The sequence below is a fragment of the Pseudomonas sp. Irchel 3H9 genome, from assembly GCF_900187495.1.
Lineage (GTDB): Bacteria > Pseudomonadota > Gammaproteobacteria > Pseudomonadales > Pseudomonadaceae > Aquipseudomonas > Aquipseudomonas sivasensis.
This window is the reverse complement of sequence record NZ_FYDK01000003.1, coordinates 1-18,230: the sequence shown is the minus strand read 5'-3', so window position 1 is coordinate 18,230 and position 18,230 is coordinate 1. Positions and strand designations below refer to the sequence as shown.

At 58.5% G+C, this 18,230-nt stretch carries 20 protein-coding genes; 11 read left to right on the top strand and 9 right to left on the bottom strand.

Features of this window, described 5'->3' with window-relative positions; genetic code table 11:
- Window positions 1-43 precede the first annotated feature (43 nt).
- The 7 genes from rpe to CKW32_RS11800 all read left to right on the top strand — a co-directional run bounded on the left by rpe (window position 44) and on the right by CKW32_RS11800 (window position 6,437).
- On the top strand, window positions 44-718 hold the full coding sequence (rpe, locus tag CKW32_RS11830) for a ribulose-phosphate 3-epimerase (RefSeq protein WP_032883842.1): 675 nt from the start codon (window positions 44-46) through the stop codon (window positions 716-718).
- Window positions 715-1,533 carry a phosphoglycolate phosphatase gene (locus tag CKW32_RS11825; RefSeq protein WP_095185036.1) on the top strand — a complete coding sequence of 273 codons (819 nt, stop codon included), beginning with the start codon at window positions 715-717 and terminating at the stop codon, window positions 1,531-1,533. The genes rpe and CKW32_RS11825 overlap by 4 nt, the downstream gene beginning before the upstream one ends.
- Window positions 1,534-1,603: 70 nt before the next feature.
- Window positions 1,604-3,085 carry an anthranilate synthase component I gene (gene trpE, locus CKW32_RS11820; RefSeq protein ID WP_032883839.1) on the top strand — a complete coding sequence of 494 codons (1,482 nt, stop codon included), beginning with the start codon at window positions 1,604-1,606 and terminating at the stop codon, window positions 3,083-3,085.
- Between the two features lie 9 nt (window positions 3,086-3,094).
- The gene (locus CKW32_RS11815; protein WP_024077700.1) at window positions 3,095-3,688 is read left to right on the top strand and encodes an aminodeoxychorismate/anthranilate synthase component II; all 594 of its coding nucleotides are present in this window, start codon (window positions 3,095-3,097) and stop codon (window positions 3,686-3,688) included.
- A gap of 9 nt (window positions 3,689-3,697) precedes the next feature.
- Window positions 3,698-4,747, top strand: coding sequence for an anthranilate phosphoribosyltransferase (trpD, locus tag CKW32_RS11810; RefSeq protein ID WP_032883837.1), 1,050 nt, complete (start codon window positions 3,698-3,700; stop codon window positions 4,745-4,747).
- The gene (trpC, locus tag CKW32_RS11805; protein WP_095185035.1) at window positions 4,744-5,580 is read left to right on the top strand and encodes an indole-3-glycerol phosphate synthase TrpC; all 837 of its coding nucleotides are present in this window, start codon (window positions 4,744-4,746) and stop codon (window positions 5,578-5,580) included. Before trpD ends, trpC begins: the two co-directional genes overlap by 4 nt.
- A 161-nt stretch (window positions 5,581-5,741) precedes the next feature.
- On the top strand, window positions 5,742-6,437 hold the full coding sequence (locus CKW32_RS11800) for a lipoate--protein ligase family protein (RefSeq protein ID WP_032883833.1): 696 nt from the start codon (window positions 5,742-5,744) through the stop codon (window positions 6,435-6,437).
- On the opposite strand, the gene crp is transcribed toward CKW32_RS11800, so the two are convergent.
- Window positions 6,434-7,078 carry a cAMP-activated global transcriptional regulator CRP gene (gene crp, locus CKW32_RS11795; protein WP_095185034.1) on the bottom strand — a complete coding sequence of 215 codons (645 nt, stop codon included), beginning with the start codon at window positions 7,076-7,078 and terminating at the stop codon, window positions 6,434-6,436. The two genes, CKW32_RS11800 and crp, sit on opposite strands and share 4 nt — an antisense overlap.
- Before the next feature lie 245 nt (window positions 7,079-7,323).
- Between crp and CKW32_RS11790 the strand changes: the two genes are divergently transcribed.
- Entirely contained in the window at window positions 7,324-7,746 is a 423-nt protein-coding gene (locus CKW32_RS11790) for an OsmC family protein (RefSeq protein WP_003176451.1), read from the top strand.
- A gap of 62 nt (window positions 7,747-7,808) precedes the next feature.
- Here the strand turns inward: CKW32_RS11790 and coq7 are convergent, their stop codons facing one another.
- The 6 genes from coq7 to hemJ all read right to left on the bottom strand — a co-directional run bounded on the left by coq7 (window position 7,809) and on the right by hemJ (window position 12,279).
- The gene (gene coq7 / locus CKW32_RS11785; RefSeq protein ID WP_032883831.1) at window positions 7,809-8,456 is read right to left on the bottom strand and encodes a 2-polyprenyl-3-methyl-6-methoxy-1,4-benzoquinone monooxygenase; all 648 of its coding nucleotides are present in this window, start codon (window positions 8,454-8,456) and stop codon (window positions 7,809-7,811) included.
- A gap of 138 nt (window positions 8,457-8,594) precedes the next feature.
- A complete protein-coding gene (locus CKW32_RS11780) occupies window positions 8,595-8,933 on the bottom strand; it encodes a histidine triad nucleotide-binding protein (RefSeq protein ID WP_032883829.1) in 339 nt (112 codons plus the stop codon).
- Between the two features lie 47 nt (window positions 8,934-8,980).
- A complete protein-coding gene (locus tag CKW32_RS11775) occupies window positions 8,981-9,769 on the bottom strand; it encodes an SDR family oxidoreductase (RefSeq protein WP_032883828.1) in 789 nt (262 codons plus the stop codon).
- A 60-nt stretch (window positions 9,770-9,829) separates the two neighbouring features.
- Entirely contained in the window at window positions 9,830-10,795 is a 966-nt protein-coding gene (locus tag CKW32_RS11770; protein WP_032883827.1) for a DUF805 domain-containing protein, read from the bottom strand.
- A 68-nt stretch (window positions 10,796-10,863) separates the two neighbouring features.
- Window positions 10,864-11,826, bottom strand: a complete 963-nt coding sequence (locus CKW32_RS11765) for a nitronate monooxygenase family protein (RefSeq protein WP_095185033.1) — start codon at window positions 11,824-11,826, stop codon at window positions 10,864-10,866.
- Window positions 11,827-11,850: 24 nt separating this feature from the next.
- Window positions 11,851-12,279, bottom strand: coding sequence for a protoporphyrinogen oxidase HemJ (hemJ, locus tag CKW32_RS11760; protein ID WP_032883825.1), 429 nt, complete (start codon window positions 12,277-12,279; stop codon window positions 11,851-11,853).
- A 134-nt stretch (window positions 12,280-12,413) separates the two neighbouring features.
- Here hemJ and argC point away from each other — a divergent pair, with 134 nt between their 5' ends.
- Both argC and erpA read left to right on the top strand, forming a co-directional pair.
- Window positions 12,414-13,448 (top strand): N-acetyl-gamma-glutamyl-phosphate reductase, encoded by a 1,035-nt coding sequence (gene argC / locus CKW32_RS11755; protein ID WP_010206935.1) that lies wholly within the window; start codon window positions 12,414-12,416, stop codon window positions 13,446-13,448.
- 165 nt (window positions 13,449-13,613) lie between these two features.
- Window positions 13,614-13,964, top strand: a complete 351-nt coding sequence (gene erpA / locus CKW32_RS11750; RefSeq protein WP_003176443.1) for an iron-sulfur cluster insertion protein ErpA — start codon at window positions 13,614-13,616, stop codon at window positions 13,962-13,964.
- A gap of 69 nt (window positions 13,965-14,033) precedes the next feature.
- Here erpA and CKW32_RS11745 read toward each other — a convergent pair whose 3' ends face one another.
- On the bottom strand, window positions 14,034-15,125 hold the full coding sequence (locus CKW32_RS11745) for an anhydro-N-acetylmuramic acid kinase (protein WP_095185032.1): 1,092 nt from the start codon (window positions 15,123-15,125) through the stop codon (window positions 14,034-14,036).
- A gap of 3 nt (window positions 15,126-15,128) precedes the next feature.
- The gene (locus tag CKW32_RS11740; protein ID WP_095185031.1) at window positions 15,129-16,547 is read right to left on the bottom strand and encodes a peptidoglycan DD-metalloendopeptidase family protein; all 1,419 of its coding nucleotides are present in this window, start codon (window positions 16,545-16,547) and stop codon (window positions 15,129-15,131) included.
- 208 nt (window positions 16,548-16,755) lie between these two features.
- Here CKW32_RS11740 and tyrS point away from each other — a divergent pair, with 208 nt between their 5' ends.
- Window positions 16,756-17,955 carry a tyrosine--tRNA ligase gene (gene tyrS, locus CKW32_RS11735; RefSeq protein WP_017739632.1) on the top strand — a complete coding sequence of 400 codons (1,200 nt, stop codon included), beginning with the start codon at window positions 16,756-16,758 and terminating at the stop codon, window positions 17,953-17,955.
- Window positions 17,956-18,230 lie beyond the last annotated feature (275 nt).

The following is an 18,230-nucleotide window of genomic DNA, read 5'->3' as shown; positions in this document are numbered from 1 at the left end:
ATACAATGCGCGCCATCGTGATTTAGCTCAAAAAAGGTGCGTCATGCAGCCCTTCGTCATTGCCCCATCGATTCTCTCCGCCGATTTTGCCCGCCTGGGTGAGGAAGTGGACAACGTGTTGGCCGCCGGTGCCGACTTCGTGCACTTCGATGTCATGGACAACCACTACGTGCCCAACCTGACCATCGGTCCGATGGTCTGCGCAGCGTTGCGCAAATACGGCGTTACCGCGCCGATCGATGCGCACCTGATGGTGAGCCCGGTAGACCGCATCATCGGTGACTTCATCGAAGCCGGTGCAACCTACATCACCTTCCACCCGGAAGCCTCGCTGCACGTCGACCGTACCTTGCAACTGATCCGCGAAGGCGGCTGCAAGGCGGGCCTGGTGTTCAACCCAGCTACCCCGTTGGACGTGCTCAAGTACGTGATGGACAAGGTCGACATGGTGTTGCTGATGAGCGTCAACCCAGGTTTCGGCGGGCAGAAGTTCATCCCCGGCACCCTCGACAAGCTGCGCGAAGCCCGCGCGCTGATCGATGCGTCCGGTCGTGATATCCGCCTGGAAATCGACGGTGGGGTCAACGTCAACAATATCCGTGAAATCGCAGCGGCTGGCGCCGATACGTTCGTGGCCGGTTCGGCGATCTTCAACGCGCCGAACTACCAGGAAGTCATCGACAAGATGCGTGCCGAACTGGCGCTGGCACGTCCATGAGCGGCTTTGAGCAGCTGTTTCCCGGCAAACTGCCACGGTTGGTGATGTTCGATCTGGACGGTACGCTGATCGACTCGGTGCCAGACCTGGCGGCGGCGGTGGACCAAATGCTGCTCAAGCTGGGACGCAAGCCGGCGGGGATCGAGTCTGTACGCGAATGGGTTGGCAATGGTGTGCAGATGCTGGTGCGCCGGGCCCTGGCTAACCATATCGACGCTGAAGGCGTCGATGACGTGGAAGCCGAGCACGCGCTGGAGTTATTCAATGCTGCTTATGAGGACGGCCACGAACTGACCGTGGTTTACCCCGGCGTGCGCGACACCCTCAAATGGCTGCACAAACAGGGCGTGGAAATGGCCCTGATCACCAACAAGCCGGAGCGCTTCGTAGCGCCGCTGTTGGACCAGATGAAAATCGGCCGGTATTTCCGCTGGATCATCGGTGGCGATACCTTGCCACAGAAGAAACCCGACCCGGCGGCGCTGTTTTTCGTGATGAAAATGGCCAATATCCCGGCGTCCCAGTCGCTGTTTGTCGGCGACTCGCGCAGTGATGTGCAGGCGGCAAAAGCCGCGGGTGTTCAGTGTGTAGCCCTAAGCTACGGTTATAACCATGGCCGGCCGATTGCCGAAGAGTCGCCGGCGCTGGTCATTGATGACCTGCGACTGCTAATCCCCGGTTGCTTGGGAGCGGGCGCTGAGATAACGTTGCCCGACATCGATAAGTCCCCTTCTGGAAATCCCATCGTGGTGGTCACTCGCAAACTCTGGATGAAAGTCATCAAGGCCCTGGCCCGCTGGCGTTGGCGCGCCTGACTGATCCTGGCCGCGCCCTGCGGCACGTTTGCATACCTGACTGTTAGACCCTCACGCCACGAGGCACATCATGATCCGCGAAGAATTCCTGCGTTTGGCCGCTGCCGGCTATAACCGTATCCCCCTGGCCTGCGAAACCCTGGCCGACTTCGACACGCCACTGTCGATCTACCTGAAACTGGCCGACGAGCCCAACTCCTATCTGCTGGAGTCGGTACAGGGCGGCGAGAAGTGGGGCCGTTACTCGATCATCGGTCTGCCATGCCGCACGGTGCTGCGGGTACACGACCATCATGTGAGCATTACCCATGATGGCGTCGAGATCGAAAGCCATGACGTTGAAGACCCGCTTGCCTTCGTCGAAGCCTTCAAGGCGCGCTACAACGTGCCGACCATTGCGGGTCTGCCGCGTTTTAACGGCGGGCTGGTGGGTTACTTCGGCTACGACTGCGTGCGTTACGTGGAAAAACGCCTGGGCAAATGCCCGAACCCGGACCCGCTGGGCGTGCCGGATATTCTGCTGATGGTGTCTGACGCGGTGGTGGTTTTCGACAACCTCGCCGGCAAGATGCACGCGATTGTGCTCGCTGACCCATCCCAAGCTGACGCCTTCGAACAGGGCCTGGCCAGCCTGGAAGCCCTTCTGGAAAAACTGCGCCAGCCGATCACCCCGCGTCGCGGCCTGGACCTCAGCCGTCCACCGGCGAGCGATCCGGTGTTCCGCTCCAGCTTTACCCAGGATGACTACGAGCGCGCCGTCGATACGATCAAGGAATACATCCTCGCCGGTGACTGCATGCAGGTGGTGCCGTCGCAACGTATGTCCATCGACTTCAAGGCCGCGCCTATCGACCTGTACCGGGCGCTGCGCTGCTTCAACCCGACGCCGTACATGTACTTCTTCAACTTTGGTGACTTCCACGTAGTGGGTAGCTCGCCGGAAGTGCTGGTGCGTGTCGAGGATAACCTGATCACCGTGCGCCCGATCGCCGGCACTCGTCCGCGTGGCGCGACTGAAGAAGCGGATCTGGCGCTGGAAGAAGACCTGCTCAGTGACGATAAGGAAATCGCCGAGCACTTGATGCTGATCGACCTGGGCCGTAACGACACCGGGCGTGTTTCGGAAATTGGCTCGGTGAAGCTGACCGAGAAGATGGTCATCGAGCGTTATTCCAACGTGATGCACATCGTGTCCAACGTCACCGGTGAACTGAAAGCCGGGTTGACGGCGATGGACGCACTGCGGGCGATTCTGCCGGCGGGCACGTTGTCGGGCGCGCCGAAGATTCGCGCGATGGAAATCATCGACGAGTTGGAACCGGTCAAGCGTGGTGTCTACGGCGGCGCCGTGGGGTATTTCGCCTGGAACGGCAACATGGACACCGCTATTGCGATCCGCACGGCAGTGATCAAGGACGGGGAGCTGCATGTGCAGGCCGGTGGCGGGATCGTCGCCGACTCGGTACCGGCCCTCGAATGGGAAGAAACCCTGAACAAGCGCCGCGCGATGTTCCGCGCTGTTGCGCTGGCTGAACAGACCCCCAATTCCTGAGGTTTCCCCATGTTGCTGATGATTGATAACTACGATTCCTTTACCTACAACGTTGTGCAGTACCTGGGCGAACTCGGTGCCGAGGTCAAGGTGGTGCGCAACGACGAGCTGACCGTGGCCGAGATCGCCGCGCTGAATCCCGAGCGCATCGTGGTTTCGCCGGGCCCGTGCACGCCGACCGAGGCGGGTATTTCTCTCGAAGCCATCAAGTACTTCGCCGGCAAGCTGCCAATCCTGGGTGTATGCCTGGGCCACCAATCCATTGGCCAGGCCTTTGGTGGTGACGTGGTGCGTGCGCGCCAAGTGATGCACGGCAAGACCAGTCCGGTGTTCCATAAGGACCTGGGCGTATTCCAGGCACTCAACAACCCGGTGACTGTGACTCGCTACCACTCGCTGGTGGTCAAGCGCGAAACCCTGCCGGAATGTCTGGAGCTGACTGCCTGGACACAGCTGGAAGACGGCTCGGTCGACGAGATCATGGGCCTGCGTCACAAGACACTGAACATCGAAGGGGTGCAATTTCACCCCGAGTCGATCCTGACCGAGCAGGGCTACGAGCTGTTCGCCAACTTTCTCAAGCAGAGCGGCGGCACGCGCTAAGGACTTTCCATGGATATCAAGACTGCCCTGAGCCGTATCGTCGGCCATCTGGACCTGAGCACCGCTGAAATGAGCGATGTGATGCGCGAGATCATGACCGGCCAATGCACTGACGCGCAGATCGGCGCGTTCATGATGGCAATGCGCATGAAGAGCGAGAGCATCGACGAGATCGTCGGCGCGGTTTCGGTGATGCGTGAGTTGGCCGACAAGGTCGAGCTTAAAACCCTCGACGGTGTGGTCGATGTGGTTGGCACCGGCGGCGACGGTGCGAATATTTTCAACGTGTCGACGGCTTCATCCTTTGTGGTCGCGGCGGCGGGCTGCACCGTGGCCAAGCATGGTAACCGTGCGGTGTCCGGTAAGAGCGGCAGTGCCGACCTGCTGGAAGCGGCCGGTATCTACTTGAACCTGACACCGGTACAAGTGGCGCGCTGCATCGACAACGTCGGCATCGGCTTTATGTTTGCCCAGTCCCATCATGGTGCAATGAAGCACGCCGCCGGTCCGCGCAAAGACCTTGGCCTGCGTACGCTGTTCAACATGCTCGGCCCGCTTACGAATCCGGCCGGTGTAAAGCACCAGGTGGTGGGCGTATTCAGTCAGGCGTTGTGCAAACCGTTGGCTGAAGTGCTGCAACGCCTGGGCAGCAAGCATGTGCTGGTGGTGCATTCCAAAGATGGCCTGGATGAATTCAGCCTGGCCGCGCCGACCTTTGTGGCGGAGCTGAAGAATGATCAGATCACCGAGTATTGGGTCGAGCCAGAAGACCTGGGCATGAAGAGCCAGAGCCTGCATGGCTTGGCGGTAGAAAGCCCGGCGGCGTCCCTGGAGTTGATTCGCGATGCTTTGGGGCGGCGTAAGACTGAGAACGGTCAAAAAGCTGCGGAAATGATTGTTCTGAATGCTGGCGCGGCACTTTACGCTGCCGACCATGCCTATAGTCTTAAGGAAGGTGTCGAATTGGCCCACGATGCGCTGCACACCGGTCTGGCTCGTGAAAAGCTCGAAGAGCTGGGAGCATTCACCGCTGTATTCAAGATGGAGAATGAAGGATGAGTGTTCCGACCGTTCTGGAAAAGATCCTGGCCCGCAAGGCTGAAGAAGTCGCCGAACGCCGTGCCCGTGTGAGCCTGGCCGAGCTGGAAGCCCAAGCGAAAGCCGCTGACGCACCGCGTGGATTTGCCAATGCACTGATCGCCCAGGCCAAGCTCAAGCATCCGGCGGTGATCGCGGAGATCAAGAAGGCTTCGCCGAGCAAGGGTGTTATCCGCGAGCACTTTGTGCCAGCGGAAATCGCGGTCAGCTACGAAAAGGGCGGGGCGACATGCCTGTCCGTATTGACTGATATCGATTATTTCCAGGGTTCCGACCTGTTCCTGCAGCAGGCCCGTGCGGCGTGCAAGTTACCGGTGATCCGCAAGGATTTCATGGTCGACCCGTACCAGATCGTCGAAGCCCGTGCCTTGGGCGCCGACTGCGTTCTGCTGATCGTCTCCGCTCTGGATGACGTGAAGATGGCCGAGTTGGCGGCCGTGGCCAAAAGCGTCGGCCTGGACGTGCTGGTGGAAGTGCACGACGGCGATGAGCTGGAGCGCGCACTCAAAACCCTCGACACACCGCTGGTGGGGGTCAACAACCGTAACCTGCACACCTTTGAAGTCAGCCTGGAAAACACTCTCGACCTGCTGCCGCGTATTCCACGCGACCGCCTGGTGATCACTGAGAGCGGCATTGTTAACCGCGCCGACGTGGAGCTGATGGAAATCAGCAACGTGTACTCGTTCCTGGTGGGCGAGACCTTCATGCGCGCCGAGAACCCGGGGGCGGAACTGCAGCGTCTGTTCTTCCCGGAGCGTGGCGTGGCGGTCAGCGGTTCAACTCTCGATTGATTTGACCCACGGTCAATATTTGAAATGCAGTCAAATGTGGGAGGGGGCTTGCTCCCGATAGCGGAGTGTCAGTTGACTTGTTCATCAACTGACAGAATGCCATCGGGAGCAAGCCCCCTTCCACATTGGGTCCTGTGGTTATGCCGATAGGTAGGTGTTAGATGACTCAGCCAGTAAAGATGACCGTCGAAGCAGGCCTTGCCGCCGAGCAAGCCTTGTTGGCTGCCGTTTGTGCTGGTGACCAGGAGTTCGGCCTGCTGTTCTGGCAACCCAGTGATCAAGCCTTGGTGATGCCGCGTCGTCTGAGTCGGTTGCCGGCATTCGAAGCCGCCAGCCAAGTCTCGGCCGATTACGGTTGGCCGGTGTTGCTGCGTGAGACCGGTGGCGAACCGGTGCCGCAGTCCAGCGCTACGGTCAATATCGCCCTGGTCTACGCTCCGCCGCGCAGTGAAGGCGATCAAGGCCGCATCGAAACCGGTTACCAGCGCCTATGCCAGCCGATCTGCGATTTACTCATCGAGTTGGGCGGCGATGCCTCCGTCGGGGAAATCGAAGGTGCATTCTGCGACGGTCGTTACAACGTCAACCTCAACGGGCGCAAAATGGTCGGCACGGCCCAGCGCTGGCGGCAAAGCGGTGGCCGCCCGGTAGGGTTGGTGCACGGTGCGTTGTTGCTGGATAACGATCGCGAAGAACTGATCGCGGCGGTCAATCGCTTCAACGAAGCCTGCGGTCTGGAGCAACGGGTTCGTGCCGACAGCCATATCGCCTTGCACGAAGCATTCCCCGCGCCGGATGCCATCAGCCGATTGGATACCTTGTACCGTCAGATGCTGGCCAGCTTCCTGCCGGGTTAGCGAGTACCGAACACCACCATTGTCTTGCCTCTGACGTGCACCAGGTTGCGCTCTTCCAGGTCCTTGAGCACGCGGCCGACCATCTCTCGTGAACAGCCGACAATTCGCCCGATTTCCTGACGGGTGATCTTGATTTGCATGCCGTCGGGATGAGTCATTGCATCGGGCTGTTTGCACAGCTCCAGCAGGCAACGGGCCACGCGACCGGTAACGTCGAAGAATGCCAAGTCGCCGACCTTGCGCGTGGTGTCACGCAGGCGCTGGGCGATCTGACCGCTGAGTGCGTAGAGAATGTCGGGATCGTGTTGAGCCAGCTCGCGAAATTTGGTGTAACTGATCTCGGCCACTTCGCACTCGACCTTGGCCCGCACCCAGGCGCTACGCTCCTGTTCCTTGCCGGCTTGCTCAAACAGCCCCAGTTCCCCGAAGAAATCCCCCGTGTTCAGGTAGGCGATGATCATCTCGCGGCCGTCTTCATCCTCGATCAGAATGGTGACTGAGCCCTTGATAATGAAGAACAACGTTTCGGAGCGCTCGCCGGCGCAGATGATGTTGTGCTTGGCCGGGTAACGTCGGCGCTGGCAATGCATCAGCAGCTTGTCGAGATTCTTGATCTTGGGTATGGGCGTCAGAGCAACCATGGTTGTATCCCGAAAGGCAGCGCGAGGTGGTTGGAATTGTTGTACTCGGCGGTATCGGCATTGATACACGCTTTATAAAGGGTGGCAATGCGCCACTCATTTGGCGTCAGCTTAACAGACACATTCTGACTCGATTAGCCAATTTACCGAGCAAGCCCCGTTATTGATCACATAGATGGGAAACGCTGTCGCGCTCAGGCCCTGTGCTAAGCTGGCGACCCTTTTTTAGCAGTGGAGTCTGGGCGATGAAGGCACGCATCCAATGGGCGGGCGAAGCCATGTTCCTCGGTGAGTCGGGCAGTGGCCATGTAGTGGTCATGGATGGCCCGCCTGAAGCCGGTGGCCGCAACCTGGGCGTACGTCCGATGGAAATGCTCCTGCTGGGCGTGGGCGGTTGCAGCAATTTCGACGTGGTCAGCATCCTGAAAAAATCCCGACAGGCCGTGGAAAGCTGTGAAGCCTTCCTGGAAGCCGAGCGCGCCACTGAAGATCCCAAGGTGTTCACCAAGATCCATATGCACTTCGTGGTGAAGGGCCGAGGGCTGAAGGAGGCTCAGGTCAAGCGCGCCATCGAGCTGTCGGCAGAGAAGTACTGCTCGGCGTCGATCATGCTCGGTGCGGCCGGCGTGGCCATTACCCATGACTACGAGATTATCGAGTTGGGTTAATCGCCGATTGGCAAAAGAAAAGGGCGCTTTGAAAGCGCCCTTTTTTTCGGCTGCAGGTTTGCTCAGACGCGGTAGGTGCTTTTGGTCATGACCTTGGCAAGTAGGCTCATGCCGAAACGCACTGGCGCCGGGAAGCGGAAGCCGCCTGCATCCAGTGCGCTTTCAGCGTGGTGTTCTTCATCGATACGCATCTGCTCAAGAATGGCCCGGGATTTTTCGTCTTCGGCCGGCAATTGTTCCAGGTGTTCATCCAAGTGCTTGCACACTTGATGTTCAGTCGCGGCGACAAAACCGAGGCTGACCTTGTCACTGATCAAGCCGGCAGCAGCGCCGATGCCGAACGACAAACCGTAAAACAGTGGATTCAGCACGCTGGGATGGCTACCCAGTTGACGGATGCGTTGCTCGCACCAGGCCAGGTGGTCGATTTCTTCCTCGGCCGCGTGCTCCATGGCGGCGCGTACCTGCGGCAGCTTGGCAGTCAGTGCCTGGCCTTGGTAAAGCGCCTGGGCACAGACTTCGCCGGTATGGTTGATGCGCATCAGGCCGGCGACATGACGAGTGTCGGTCTCGCTCATCTGCGCGTCAGGTTGCACGATGGCGGGCGACGGACGGTACGGTTGGCCACTGAAGGGCAGGAGTGTGCGCATGGCCGTGTCGGCTTGCAGCAATAGGCGATCAATCGGCGAGTAGTGACGTTGGGTAGTCATGCTGACCTCCGGGAAGAATCTCGGCGGCCAGTTTACCGCAAGAGATGGGCAAGCGTTTGCCCTGAGTCAATTTGCCTTTGTAGCGGGGGAGCTTGCTGTCGTCCGGCTGCGTCGCAATCGCAAACTCCCCAATAATCCTCAGCCCGGTGGCCAGTTCATCTGGCGCTGACCCAGCACGTGCATATGGATGTGATAGACAGTCTGTCCGCCATCCTCATTGCAGTTCATTACTACGCGAAACCCTTTCTCGCAGCCTTGTTCCACGGCGAGGCGCTGGGCGGTAAACAGAATGTGCCCGGCCAGGGATTTGTCATCTTCCGTGAGGTCATTGAGGGTGCGGATAGGCTTCTTCGGGATCACCAGAAAATGCACTGGTGCCTGCGGGGCAATATCGTGAAAAGCGAGGACTTGATCATCTTCGTAGATGATCTTCGCGGGTATTTCTCTGTTGATGATCTTGGTGAACAGAGTATCCACAGCTGTTTCTCCATTATGAGCGTGCAGGGGGGAGTGTACCCACGCGGTCAGCGTGGGCAATAGGCCTTGTTGATGGCACCGGCTATTTTGCGCGTCAGCCAGCGCGGGCTTAGACGTGGGCTGAAGGCCAGCCAGCGATTACGGCGGCCGGGGATGATGATGGCTTTGTTCTTTTCCAATGCGCGTACGGTGTAGAGCGCGACCTCTTCCGGGCTCATCAGTTGTTCGCTGCGATCAAGCTTGGCGGTGTCCATTTGCGCGGTACCGAAGAACGCGGTGCGTGTCGGGCCAGGGCAAAGGACCGATACCTTGATGCCGCAGGTCTTCAGTTCTTCGCGCAAACCCTCGGAGAAATGCAACACATAGGCCTTGCTGGCGTAGTAACTGCTCATCCACGGACCGGGTTGAAACGCGGCAATCGACGCAACGTTAAGAATTTGTCCGCCGCCCTGCAGCGCCATGGTATTGCCCAGGGCGTGACACATGCGGGTGAGGGCGAGGATGTTGACTTCAATAAGGTCTTGCTCGGTCATCCAGTCCTGGGCCAGGAATGGTCCGCTTGTGCCTATGCCGGCGCAGTTGACCAGCAAATCAATCTGCCGCTCGCCTTCTTCAAGCTCCAACAGGAATCCGGACAAGCGCAGCGGCTCGCCCAAGTCGCAGGCACGAAACAGCACCTCGACGCCGAAGCGCTGAGTCAATTCGATTGCAATGCTTTCCAACTGATCACGCTGGCGGGCCACCAGAATCAAGCTGCGGCCACGACGTGCCAGGGCTTCTGCCAAGGCAAGGCCAATGCCGCTGGAGGCACCGGTGATCAGAGCGTAACGGGTCATGCCTTTCTCCATCGCAACGCCCCCATCAATGATGGAGGCATCACGGATGGGGGCGTTTCTTTACTGTTCTTCTGCAGAGTCTACAGGTTCGGCCGCTTCGTCAGCACTTTGGGCGTCTTCTTCATCAACGATGACGCTTTGATCGGCGTCTTCATCGGAGGTGATGGAGCTGCTTTCGTAGCTGCTGTCGACGTTGGATTCGAGTTGGTCCAGGTAGCCGTTCATGCCCAGCGACACGACGAGGATGAGCATCAGAGGAATGAATGCCAGCCACAGAGAGGCCAGAACCTTTACCGCAGTGGAGTTACGCGGTGGCGGTGCGCCGTATTGGTTGGCACCCGAGTTACCTGGGACTACCAGCAGCAACAGCGGGAAAATGCTGTTTACCAGCGGCACGAGGTTCAGCAGGTACAGCCAGCCAGACCAGCCCAGGTCGTGCAAGCGCTGGACCCCGATTTGCACACTCACGACTACAACCGCAACGAACAGCGCTAAACCGAGCAGCGAGCCAACAATGATGGCTATCGTCGGTGACGCGGTCGCGATGGCGAAGCCTACAGTACTAAGGATGCCTGCTGCGACGAGCATTGCGACGGTCAGTACCAGCGTCCATGCCAAATACCGCAGACGGCCAATACGGCCATTGATCGTGAAGATCTTGAGATCGGCGTATTCAGGGTGGCTGTCACCCACGGCAGCACGCGGAGGCGCGTACGGTGAAGCGGCTGGGCGAGAGAAGTCTGTTGCACCAGAGCTCGTCTCGTGTGTTTCGGCAAGGCTGAAGGCTACGGGCTGTTCGGCCTCGATGCGCGCGTCGACGCCAGCGTTCTTCAGAGCGGTGAGGTAGGTTTCGGCGTCGGGGCGTGACAGGTCGCGTTTTAGTGCAACCGGGCGACCGGTGAAGAGTTTCTCGATGTCCTCGACGGTGCTTTTGAACAGCTCAGCCAGGTTCAGCTTGGCCGTGGTGCTTTCGACACCCGGGAGCAAGGCTCCATCAAAAACAATCTTGAAGCGGTTGTCGCTCATGCGGGCTTCCTTGTCACTTATTCAGGTGGGGGTGCGGGCCTGCTCAATTGGCAGGCCTGTCGGTTGGGTCAGCGTGGCCAGCGCAATTGTGCGGCCTGCTCGCGCGCCTTGCGGTATTCGGCATCGAGGCGGGCAACGAGTTCATCGACGCTGGGCAAATCATTAATCTCACCGACGCCTTGGCCGGCGGACCATACGGTCTTCCATGCTTTGGCTTCGTCGCTCAGCGGTTTGAGCTTGGAACCGAAGTTGACTTCGCCTTTGCCTTGCAGGGCGGCGAGGTCGAACCCGGCATTTTCCAGGCTTTGGCGCATAAAGCTAGCGGGAACGCCGGAGACTGCGGGAGTGTGCACGATGTCGGCGGCGCGCGATGTGAGCAGCATCTCTTTATAGGCATCTGGGGCGTGGCTTTCGGTGGTACCGATAAAGCGCGTGCCGAAATATGCCAGGTCTGCGCCCAGTAACTGGGCGGCGAGGATTTCGTGTCCATGATTGAGGCACCCGGCCAGCAGCAGGGTTTTGTCGAAGAACTGTCGAATCTCGGCAATCAGCGAGAACGGGCTCCAGGTGCCGGCATGGCCACCGGCACCGGCAGCCACAGCAATCAGGCCATCTACACCGGCTTCAGCGGCTTTTTCGGCATGGCGCCGGGTGGTGACATCGTGGAACACCAGCCCGCCGTAGCTGTGCACGGCATCTACCAACTCCTTCACCGCGCCCAAACTGGTGATCACGATCGGCACCTTGTGCTCAACGCAGATCGCCAGATCCGCCTCCAGGCGAGGGTTACTGTTGTGCACGATAAGGTTGACGGCGTACGGCGCTGGATTGTCCAACTGCGCAAGGCCCGCTTCGATTTCCTCCAGCCAGGCTTTGAAGCCACTGCTCTCGCGCTGGTTGAGCGCAGGAAAGCTCCCGACCACGCCATTGCGGCAGCAGGCCAGGACCAGTTGTGGATTGGAAATCAGGAACATCGGCGCAGCCACCACGGGCAGGCGCAGACGTTGTTCAAGCAGAGCGGGCAGCGACATTGGAGGTACCCCGAGTAATTGAAGTTAGAACGGTTTGACTACGACCAAAATTACGATAGCCAGCAATATCAGAACCGGGACTTCATTGAACCAGCGATAAAAGACATGGCTGCGGGTGTTTTCGCCACGGGCGAAACGTTTTACCTGTGCGCCACACATGTGGTGATAGCCGATCAACAGTACAACGAGGGTCAGCTTGGCGTGGATCCAGCCGCCGGACTGAAAGATGCCGGGGTTGAGGGCAATCAGCCAGATGCCGAATGCCAGGGAGGCAATCATCGCCGGGCCCATGATGCCGCGGTACAACTTGCGCTCCATGATGCTGAAGCGCTCCTTGCTGACGGTGTCCTCGCTTTGGGCGTGGTAGACGAACAGGCGCGGCAGGTAGAACAGCCCGGCAAACCAGCAGACGATGCTGATGATGTGGAAGGCTTTGACCCATAGATAAAGCATTTTTAGTTATTCCCAGGTTCACGGTAGCGAAGATAGTAGTGGCTCATGCGCCCATACGTCACGTTGACGGTTGTCGCAGGGCGATACGGCCCCTATTATCGACGGCTTTCCAGTGGTTCGTTGAGGGCAGGTTTATGGTCAAGGTCGGTATCGTCGGCGGCACGGGTTACACCGGTGTCGAATTGCTGCGTCTGTTGGCTCAGCATCCGCAAGCTGAGGTGGTGGTCATCACCTCTCGATCCGAGGCAGGCCTGGCCGTGGCCGATATGTATCCGAACCTGCGAGGCCACTACGACGGCTTGGCGTTCAGCGTTCCGGACATCAAGACCCTTGGCGCCTGCGACGTGGTGTTCTTCGCCACGCCACATGGTGTTGCCCATGCGCTGGCCGGTGAGTTGCTGGCAGCTGGCACCAAGGTCATTGATCTGTCGGCGGACTTCCGTCTGCAGGACGCCGATGAATGGGCCAAGTGGTACGGTCAGCCACACGGCGCGCCGGAGTTGTTGGAAGAGGCGGTGTATGGCCTGCCTGAAGTCAATCGTGAGCAAATCAAGCAGGCGCGCCTGATCGCGGTGCCGGGTTGCTACCCAACCGCTACGCAGTTGGGCTTTCTGCCGTTGCTTGAAGCTGGGTTGGCGGATGCGTCGCGCTTGATTGCAGACTGCAAGTCTGGCGTCAGCGGTGCAGGCCGTGGTGCTGCGGTAGGGTCGCTGTACTCCGAGACTTCGGAAAGCATGAAGGCCTATGCGGTAAAAGGGCATCGCCACCTGCCGGAAATCCGCCAGGGCCTGCGCCGTGCTGCCGGTAAGGATGTGGGCTTGACCTTTGTGCCACACCTGACGCCAATGATCCGTGGTATCCACTCCACGCTATACGCAACCGTGGTCGATCGTTCGGTAGACCTGCAGGCGTTGTTTGAAAAGCGCTACGCGAATGAGCCGTTCGTCGACGTAATGCCGGCGGGCAGCCACCCGGAAACCCGTAGCGTGCGTGGCGCCAACGTGTGCCGGATTGCTGTGCACCGTCCGCAGGACGGTGACCTGGTGGTCGTGCTGTCGGTGATCGATAACCTGGTCAAGGGCGCGTCGGGCCAGGCTGTGCAGAACATGAACATCCTATTCGGCTTGGATGAGAAGTTGGGCTTGTCCCATGCCGGCATGCTGCCTTAAGGCGGTTTGTTGATTGCGCAAAAGGCCCGTTGATCGGGCCTTTTGTATTTCTAATGGCGGCGATGCAGATTGATATACCGTAACAATAGTTGACCGATTTTCTAGGAGAAGCGGATAATGCCCGCCATTACGCATATGGCGGCTCTACGCCGGGAGATTATCAGCATGAGCGTTGAATCCTTCACCCCCACGGCTTTGCAATTCACCCACGGTGCTGCGCACAAGGTGAAGAGCCTGGTCGATGAAGAGGGTAATGATCGCTTGAAGCTGCGCGTATTCGTTACGGGCGGCGGTTGTTCAGGGTTTCAGTACGGCTTTACCTTCGATGAAGACGTGGCTGACGATGACACTATCGTTGAGCGCGAGGGCGTGAGCCTGGTTGTAGACCCGATGAGTTTCCAGTACTTGGCGGGCGCCGAGGTGGATTATCAGGAAGGTCTGGAGGGTTCGCGTTTCGTGATCAAGAACCCTAATGCCACCACTACATGTGGTTGCGGGTCTTCGTTCTCGATCTGATCGAGAGTGGATACAAAAACGCCGCTTGGCTTTCATGGGCCAAGCGGCGTTTTGCTGTCTGCGGATTAGTCAGGCGGGGTAGATTGCGCCCAGTAACCGCAGTCCGCGCGCGCCAGTGACGCTGGGACGGTTGGCGGCAATGCCTTCCAGGCAGCAATGGGCCAGCCAGGCGAAGGCCATGGCTTCGACCCAGTCGGGGTCTACGCCGTGAGTGGCTGTGCTGCTGACCTGGGTGGATGGCAGCAGGGCGGCCAGTCGCTTCATCATTGCGGTGTTATGGGCGCCGCCGCCACAGATCAAGAGCGTTTCTGTCTGCGATTGTGCGGTTTGCAGGGACTCAGCGATGGTCAGTGCGGTCAGTTCCAGCAAGCTGGCCTGCACGTTCTGGGGTTCGAAGGCTGGCAGGCGGCTAAGGTGCTGTTGCAACCATCCCAGGTTGAACACTTCTCGGCCGGTGCTTTTTGGGCCTTTTGTCAGGAAAAACGGGTCGCCGAGCAGAGCGTTGAGCAACTGAGGTTCTACTTTGCCGCTGGCTGCCCACTGGCCGTCGCGATCAAAGTGTTCGCCGCGTTGTAGATGAATCCAGGCATCCAACAGGACATTGCCCGGGCCGCAGTCGAAGCCGGCTACAGGTTTGCCGGTCTCAATCAGGCTGAGGTTGCTGAAACCGCCTATATTCAACACCGCACGGTTGCCGGTGCTTTCGCCAAACAATGCTTCATGAAACGCAGGGACGAGCGGTGCACCCTGGCCGCCGGCGGCTACATCGCGGCTGCGAAAGTCGCTGACCACGGTGATGCCCGTCAGCTCAGTGAGCAAGGCCGGGTTTCCGATCTGCACCGTAAAACCTCGGGCGGGTTCGTGGCGGATAGTCTGACCATGGCTGCCGATCGCGCGGATATCTTGAGGCTTGAGGTTTTGCTGGTCGAGCAGTGTGTGAATGCCTTGAGCGGCGAGGGTAACCCAATGCTGCTGGGCGATCGCCGAGCGGGCAATCTCATCCGGGCCGCTAGCGCACAGGCTTAGCAGCTCTGCGCGCAGGGTGTCCGGCATCGGAGTGTAGTGGGTGGCGATCAGATTGACCGCTGCACTTTGTTCGATCAGGGCGATATCCAGGCCGTCGAGGCTGGTTCCGGACATCACACCTATATAGAGCGGCATGACTTAACGCTTCGCCGAAGCCAGAAGGGTGGAACGCTCCTGGTCCATACGTGCCATCAGGGGCTGGCTTTGTTGCATGAAGCGCGCGCGCTCTGCTTTGGCGATTGGGTCGGCCATCGGCAGTTTCTGGCCCAGTGGATCAACGTGTACGCCATTGACCTGGAACTCGTAGTGCAAATGCGGTCCGGTGGAGAGGCCGGTAGTGCCGATATAGCCGATCACCTGACCCTGCTTCACATTACCGCCCGTCTTCACGCCCTTTGCGAAGCCTTGCATGTGGCCATACAAGGTTCGGTAGGTGTTGCCGTGCTGAATGATCACTGTGTTGCCGTAACCGCCGCGACGGCCAGCCAGCAGGACCTTGCCGTCTCCCGCTGCCTTGATAGGCGTACCACGAGGAGCTGCGTAGTCGACGCCCTTGTGTGCGCGGATTTTGTTCAGGATTGGATGCTTGCGCCCCATGGAGAAACGCGAGCTGATGCGAGCGAAGTCCACTGGGGTACGGATGAAGGCTTTGCGCATGCTATTGCCATCAGCCGTGTAGTAGCTGCTATTGCCTTGCTTGTTGGTGTAGCGCACAGCGGTGTAGGTCTTGCCGCGGTTGGTGAAGCGTGCAGAAAGAATATTGCCAGTGCCGACCACTTTGCCGTTGGCGACTTTCTGCTCGTAGATCACGTCGAATTCGTCGCCTTGGCGGATGTCTTGGGCGAAGTCGATGTCGTAGCCAAATACGCTGGCCATGTCCATGGTCATGCTATGCGACAACCCCGCGCGCGCAGCGGATTGCGACAGCGAGCTGTTGATCACACCGTGAACGTAGGCGGAGCGCATCACTGGTTTGGTGGTGATGCGATTGAACGCGAAACCTTTAGCGCCCTTAGTCAGGGAGATGCTTTCGAGGTCGCTGACGTTGCTGTGCAGGTTGTTCAACTGGCCGTCAGGCGTCAATTCGAACTCAAGCTTCTGGCCGTGTTTCAGTTGGGTGAACTGCTTGGCTTGTTTGTCGCTGGCCAGCACGTCGTTAACGGTGGCGGCAGGAAGGCCAACCTTCTCGAAAAGGGTCGAAAGCGTATCGCCTTTTGCGACGATCACTTCGCGGTGCTGAGGATTCTTAGCTGCGTCTGCGACTGGCTTTTGCAGTTCCTTTGCCGCTTGCTGGGTATCTTCGGGCGTGTTTTCTATCTGGGCAAACGGCGATTCAGATGGGGCATTTGTGGCTTGTTGAGCGTCGGAAGCGTCTTGATCTTGTGTCAGTTGTTCAACTGGACTCTCCAAGTCGAGGCTCAGGGATGTTCGTTTGGCTTCTACGTCACTGGAAGGGAATACCAGGAGTGCCAGGCTAAGAAGGGCGGCGATACCACTTGCGGCGAGCAGGTGGGTCTTCGGGTAAAGCGGCGGCGCTTTAGACGGTTCAGTGGTCATAGGTAATTTGACTTTGAAGATGAAATGGAAAAGATGAATGACATGATGAAGATGAAATAACTGTATAAAATATAACCAAATCATCTGTGGCGCAAGCTCGCGAATGCTGGGCTTGCTGAACGGTGTCCGTGCGCAGGGCAAAACTTGTAATTAGTCCCTGATCTTGTATGGTTGGTTCCCTTTTGAATCTGAGCCTTGCGGGTCTGTTATGAAGTCGGTTGAAGAGCAGCTAGCGCTGATAAAACGTGGTGCGGAAGAACTGTTGGTTGAGGCCGAGCTGATCGAAAAGCTCAAGCGTGGCCAACCCCTGCGTATTAAGGCTGGTTTCGATCCGACAGCGCCGGACCTGCACCTGGGTCACACCGTGCTTATTAATAAGCTACGTCAGTTCCAGGAGCTGGGGCATCAGGTCATCTTCCTTATAGGTGACTTCACTGGGATGATCGGCGACCCGAGTGGCAAAAGCGCTACGCGCCCGCCGCTAACCCGCGAGCAGGTTCTCGACAACGCCGAGACCTACAAGACCCAAGTATTCAAGATTCTTGATCCGGCTAAGACCGAGGTGGCGTTCAACTCCACCTGGATGGATCAGATGGGGCCGGCCGACTTTATTCGTCTGACATCTCAGTACACCGTTGCGCGAATGCTTGAGCGCGACGACTTCGATAAGCGCTACTCCACCAATCAGCCGATCGCTATTCATGAGTTCCTGTATCCGCTAGTCCAGGGTTATGACTCGGTGGCGCTGCGTGCCGATGTGGAGCTGGGTGGTACCGACCAGAAGTTCAACCTGCTGATGGGGCGTGAGCTCCAGCGTGCGTATGGGCAAGAGGCTCAGTGCATTCTGACCATGCCATTGCTGGAAGGGTTGGATGGCGTCAAGAAGATGTCCAAGTCTCTGGGTAACTATGTAGGTATCCAAGAGGCGCCAGGCGTGATGTACGGCAAGCTGGTTTCCATTCCTGATGCGCTGATGTGGCGTTACTTTGAGCTGTTGAGCTTCCGCTCGATGGACGAGATCAATGCGTTGCGCGCTGATGTCGAGGCGGGTGCCAACCCGCGTGATGTGAAAATCAAGCTGGCAGAAGAGATTGTTGCTCGGTTCCATGGTGAAGAGGCTGCGGCCAGTGCTCACCGCGCGGCGGGCAACCGCATGAAAGATGGCGAGTTGCCGGATGATCTGCCTGAGGTTGAGCTGACTGCTGCTGAGGCGATGCCGATTGCGGCCGTTCTTAATAAGGCGGGCTTGGTGAAAAACTCCGCCGTGGCTCGTGACCTTCTGGGTTCGGGTGGTGTGCGTATAGATGGCGAGGTGGTAGATCGCACCTTTATATATGAGCTCGGAGCGACCCACGTTTGTCAGGCGGGGAAGAAGGCCTTTGCACGCATTACGCTGAAATCTGAATAAGGCTGAAATTAAGTGTTGACGGCGAATTATATCTGTCTATAATTCGCCCCACTTCCGGCGCAGTCGAAACGGAAAACTCCTTGGTAAACAATGAGTTACGCAGTTTTCGGCAGTAAGTTGCTTCAGTTCATCGAAGCCAGAAGGAAGTTGAAAAAGAGGTGTTGACAGCAGCGTGTAACGCTGTAGAATTCGCCTCCCGCTGATGAGAGATCAGAAGCGCAAGTGGTTGAAGTTGTTGAAGAAATCTTCGAAAGCTTCTGAAAATAATCACTTGA

Bases quoted from the DNA above. Each gene is read 5' to 3' on its own strand.
- CKW32_RS11815 (WP_024077700.1), top strand. From the start codon at position 3,095: ATGTTGCTGATGATTGATAACTACGATTCCTTTACCTACAACGTTGTG.
- trpC (WP_095185035.1), top strand. From the start codon at position 4,744: ATGAGTGTTCCGACCGTTCTGGAAAAGATCCTGGCCCGCAAGGCTGAA.
- crp (WP_095185034.1), bottom strand. From the start codon at position 7,078: ATGGTTGCTCTGACGCCCATACCCAAGATCAAGAATCTCGACAAGCTG.
- CKW32_RS11775 (WP_032883828.1), bottom strand. From the start codon at position 9,769: ATGACCCGTTACGCTCTGATCACCGGTGCCTCCAGCGGCATTGGCCTT.
- trpD (WP_032883837.1), top strand. From the start codon at position 3,698: ATGGATATCAAGACTGCCCTGAGCCGTATCGTCGGCCATCTGGACCTG.
- CKW32_RS11745 (WP_095185032.1), bottom strand. From the start codon at position 15,125: ATGCCGCTCTATATAGGTGTGATGTCCGGAACCAGCCTCGACGGCCTG.
- rpe (WP_032883842.1), top strand. From the start codon at position 44: ATGCAGCCCTTCGTCATTGCCCCATCGATTCTCTCCGCCGATTTTGCC.
- CKW32_RS11740 (WP_095185031.1), bottom strand. From the start codon at position 16,547: ATGACCACTGAACCGTCTAAAGCGCCGCCGCTTTACCCGAAGACCCAC.
- CKW32_RS11770 (WP_032883827.1), bottom strand. From the start codon at position 10,795: ATGAGCGACAACCGCTTCAAGATTGTTTTTGATGGAGCCTTGCTCCCG.
- trpE (WP_032883839.1), top strand. From the start codon at position 1,604: ATGATCCGCGAAGAATTCCTGCGTTTGGCCGCTGCCGGCTATAACCGT.
- CKW32_RS11790 (WP_003176451.1), top strand. From the start codon at position 7,324: ATGAAGGCACGCATCCAATGGGCGGGCGAAGCCATGTTCCTCGGTGAG.
- CKW32_RS11825 (WP_095185036.1), top strand. From the start codon at position 715: ATGAGCGGCTTTGAGCAGCTGTTTCCCGGCAAACTGCCACGGTTGGTG.
- hemJ (WP_032883825.1), bottom strand. From the start codon at position 12,279: ATGCTTTATCTATGGGTCAAAGCCTTCCACATCATCAGCATCGTCTGC.
- argC (WP_010206935.1), top strand. From the start codon at position 12,414: ATGGTCAAGGTCGGTATCGTCGGCGGCACGGGTTACACCGGTGTCGAA.
- tyrS (WP_017739632.1), top strand. From the start codon at position 16,756: ATGAAGTCGGTTGAAGAGCAGCTAGCGCTGATAAAACGTGGTGCGGAA.
- CKW32_RS11765 (WP_095185033.1), bottom strand. From the start codon at position 11,826: ATGTCGCTGCCCGCTCTGCTTGAACAACGTCTGCGCCTGCCCGTGGTG.
- CKW32_RS11800 (WP_032883833.1), top strand. From the start codon at position 5,742: ATGACTCAGCCAGTAAAGATGACCGTCGAAGCAGGCCTTGCCGCCGAG.
- erpA (WP_003176443.1), top strand. From the start codon at position 13,614: ATGAGCGTTGAATCCTTCACCCCCACGGCTTTGCAATTCACCCACGGT.
- coq7 (WP_032883831.1), bottom strand. From the start codon at position 8,456: ATGACTACCCAACGTCACTACTCGCCGATTGATCGCCTATTGCTGCAA.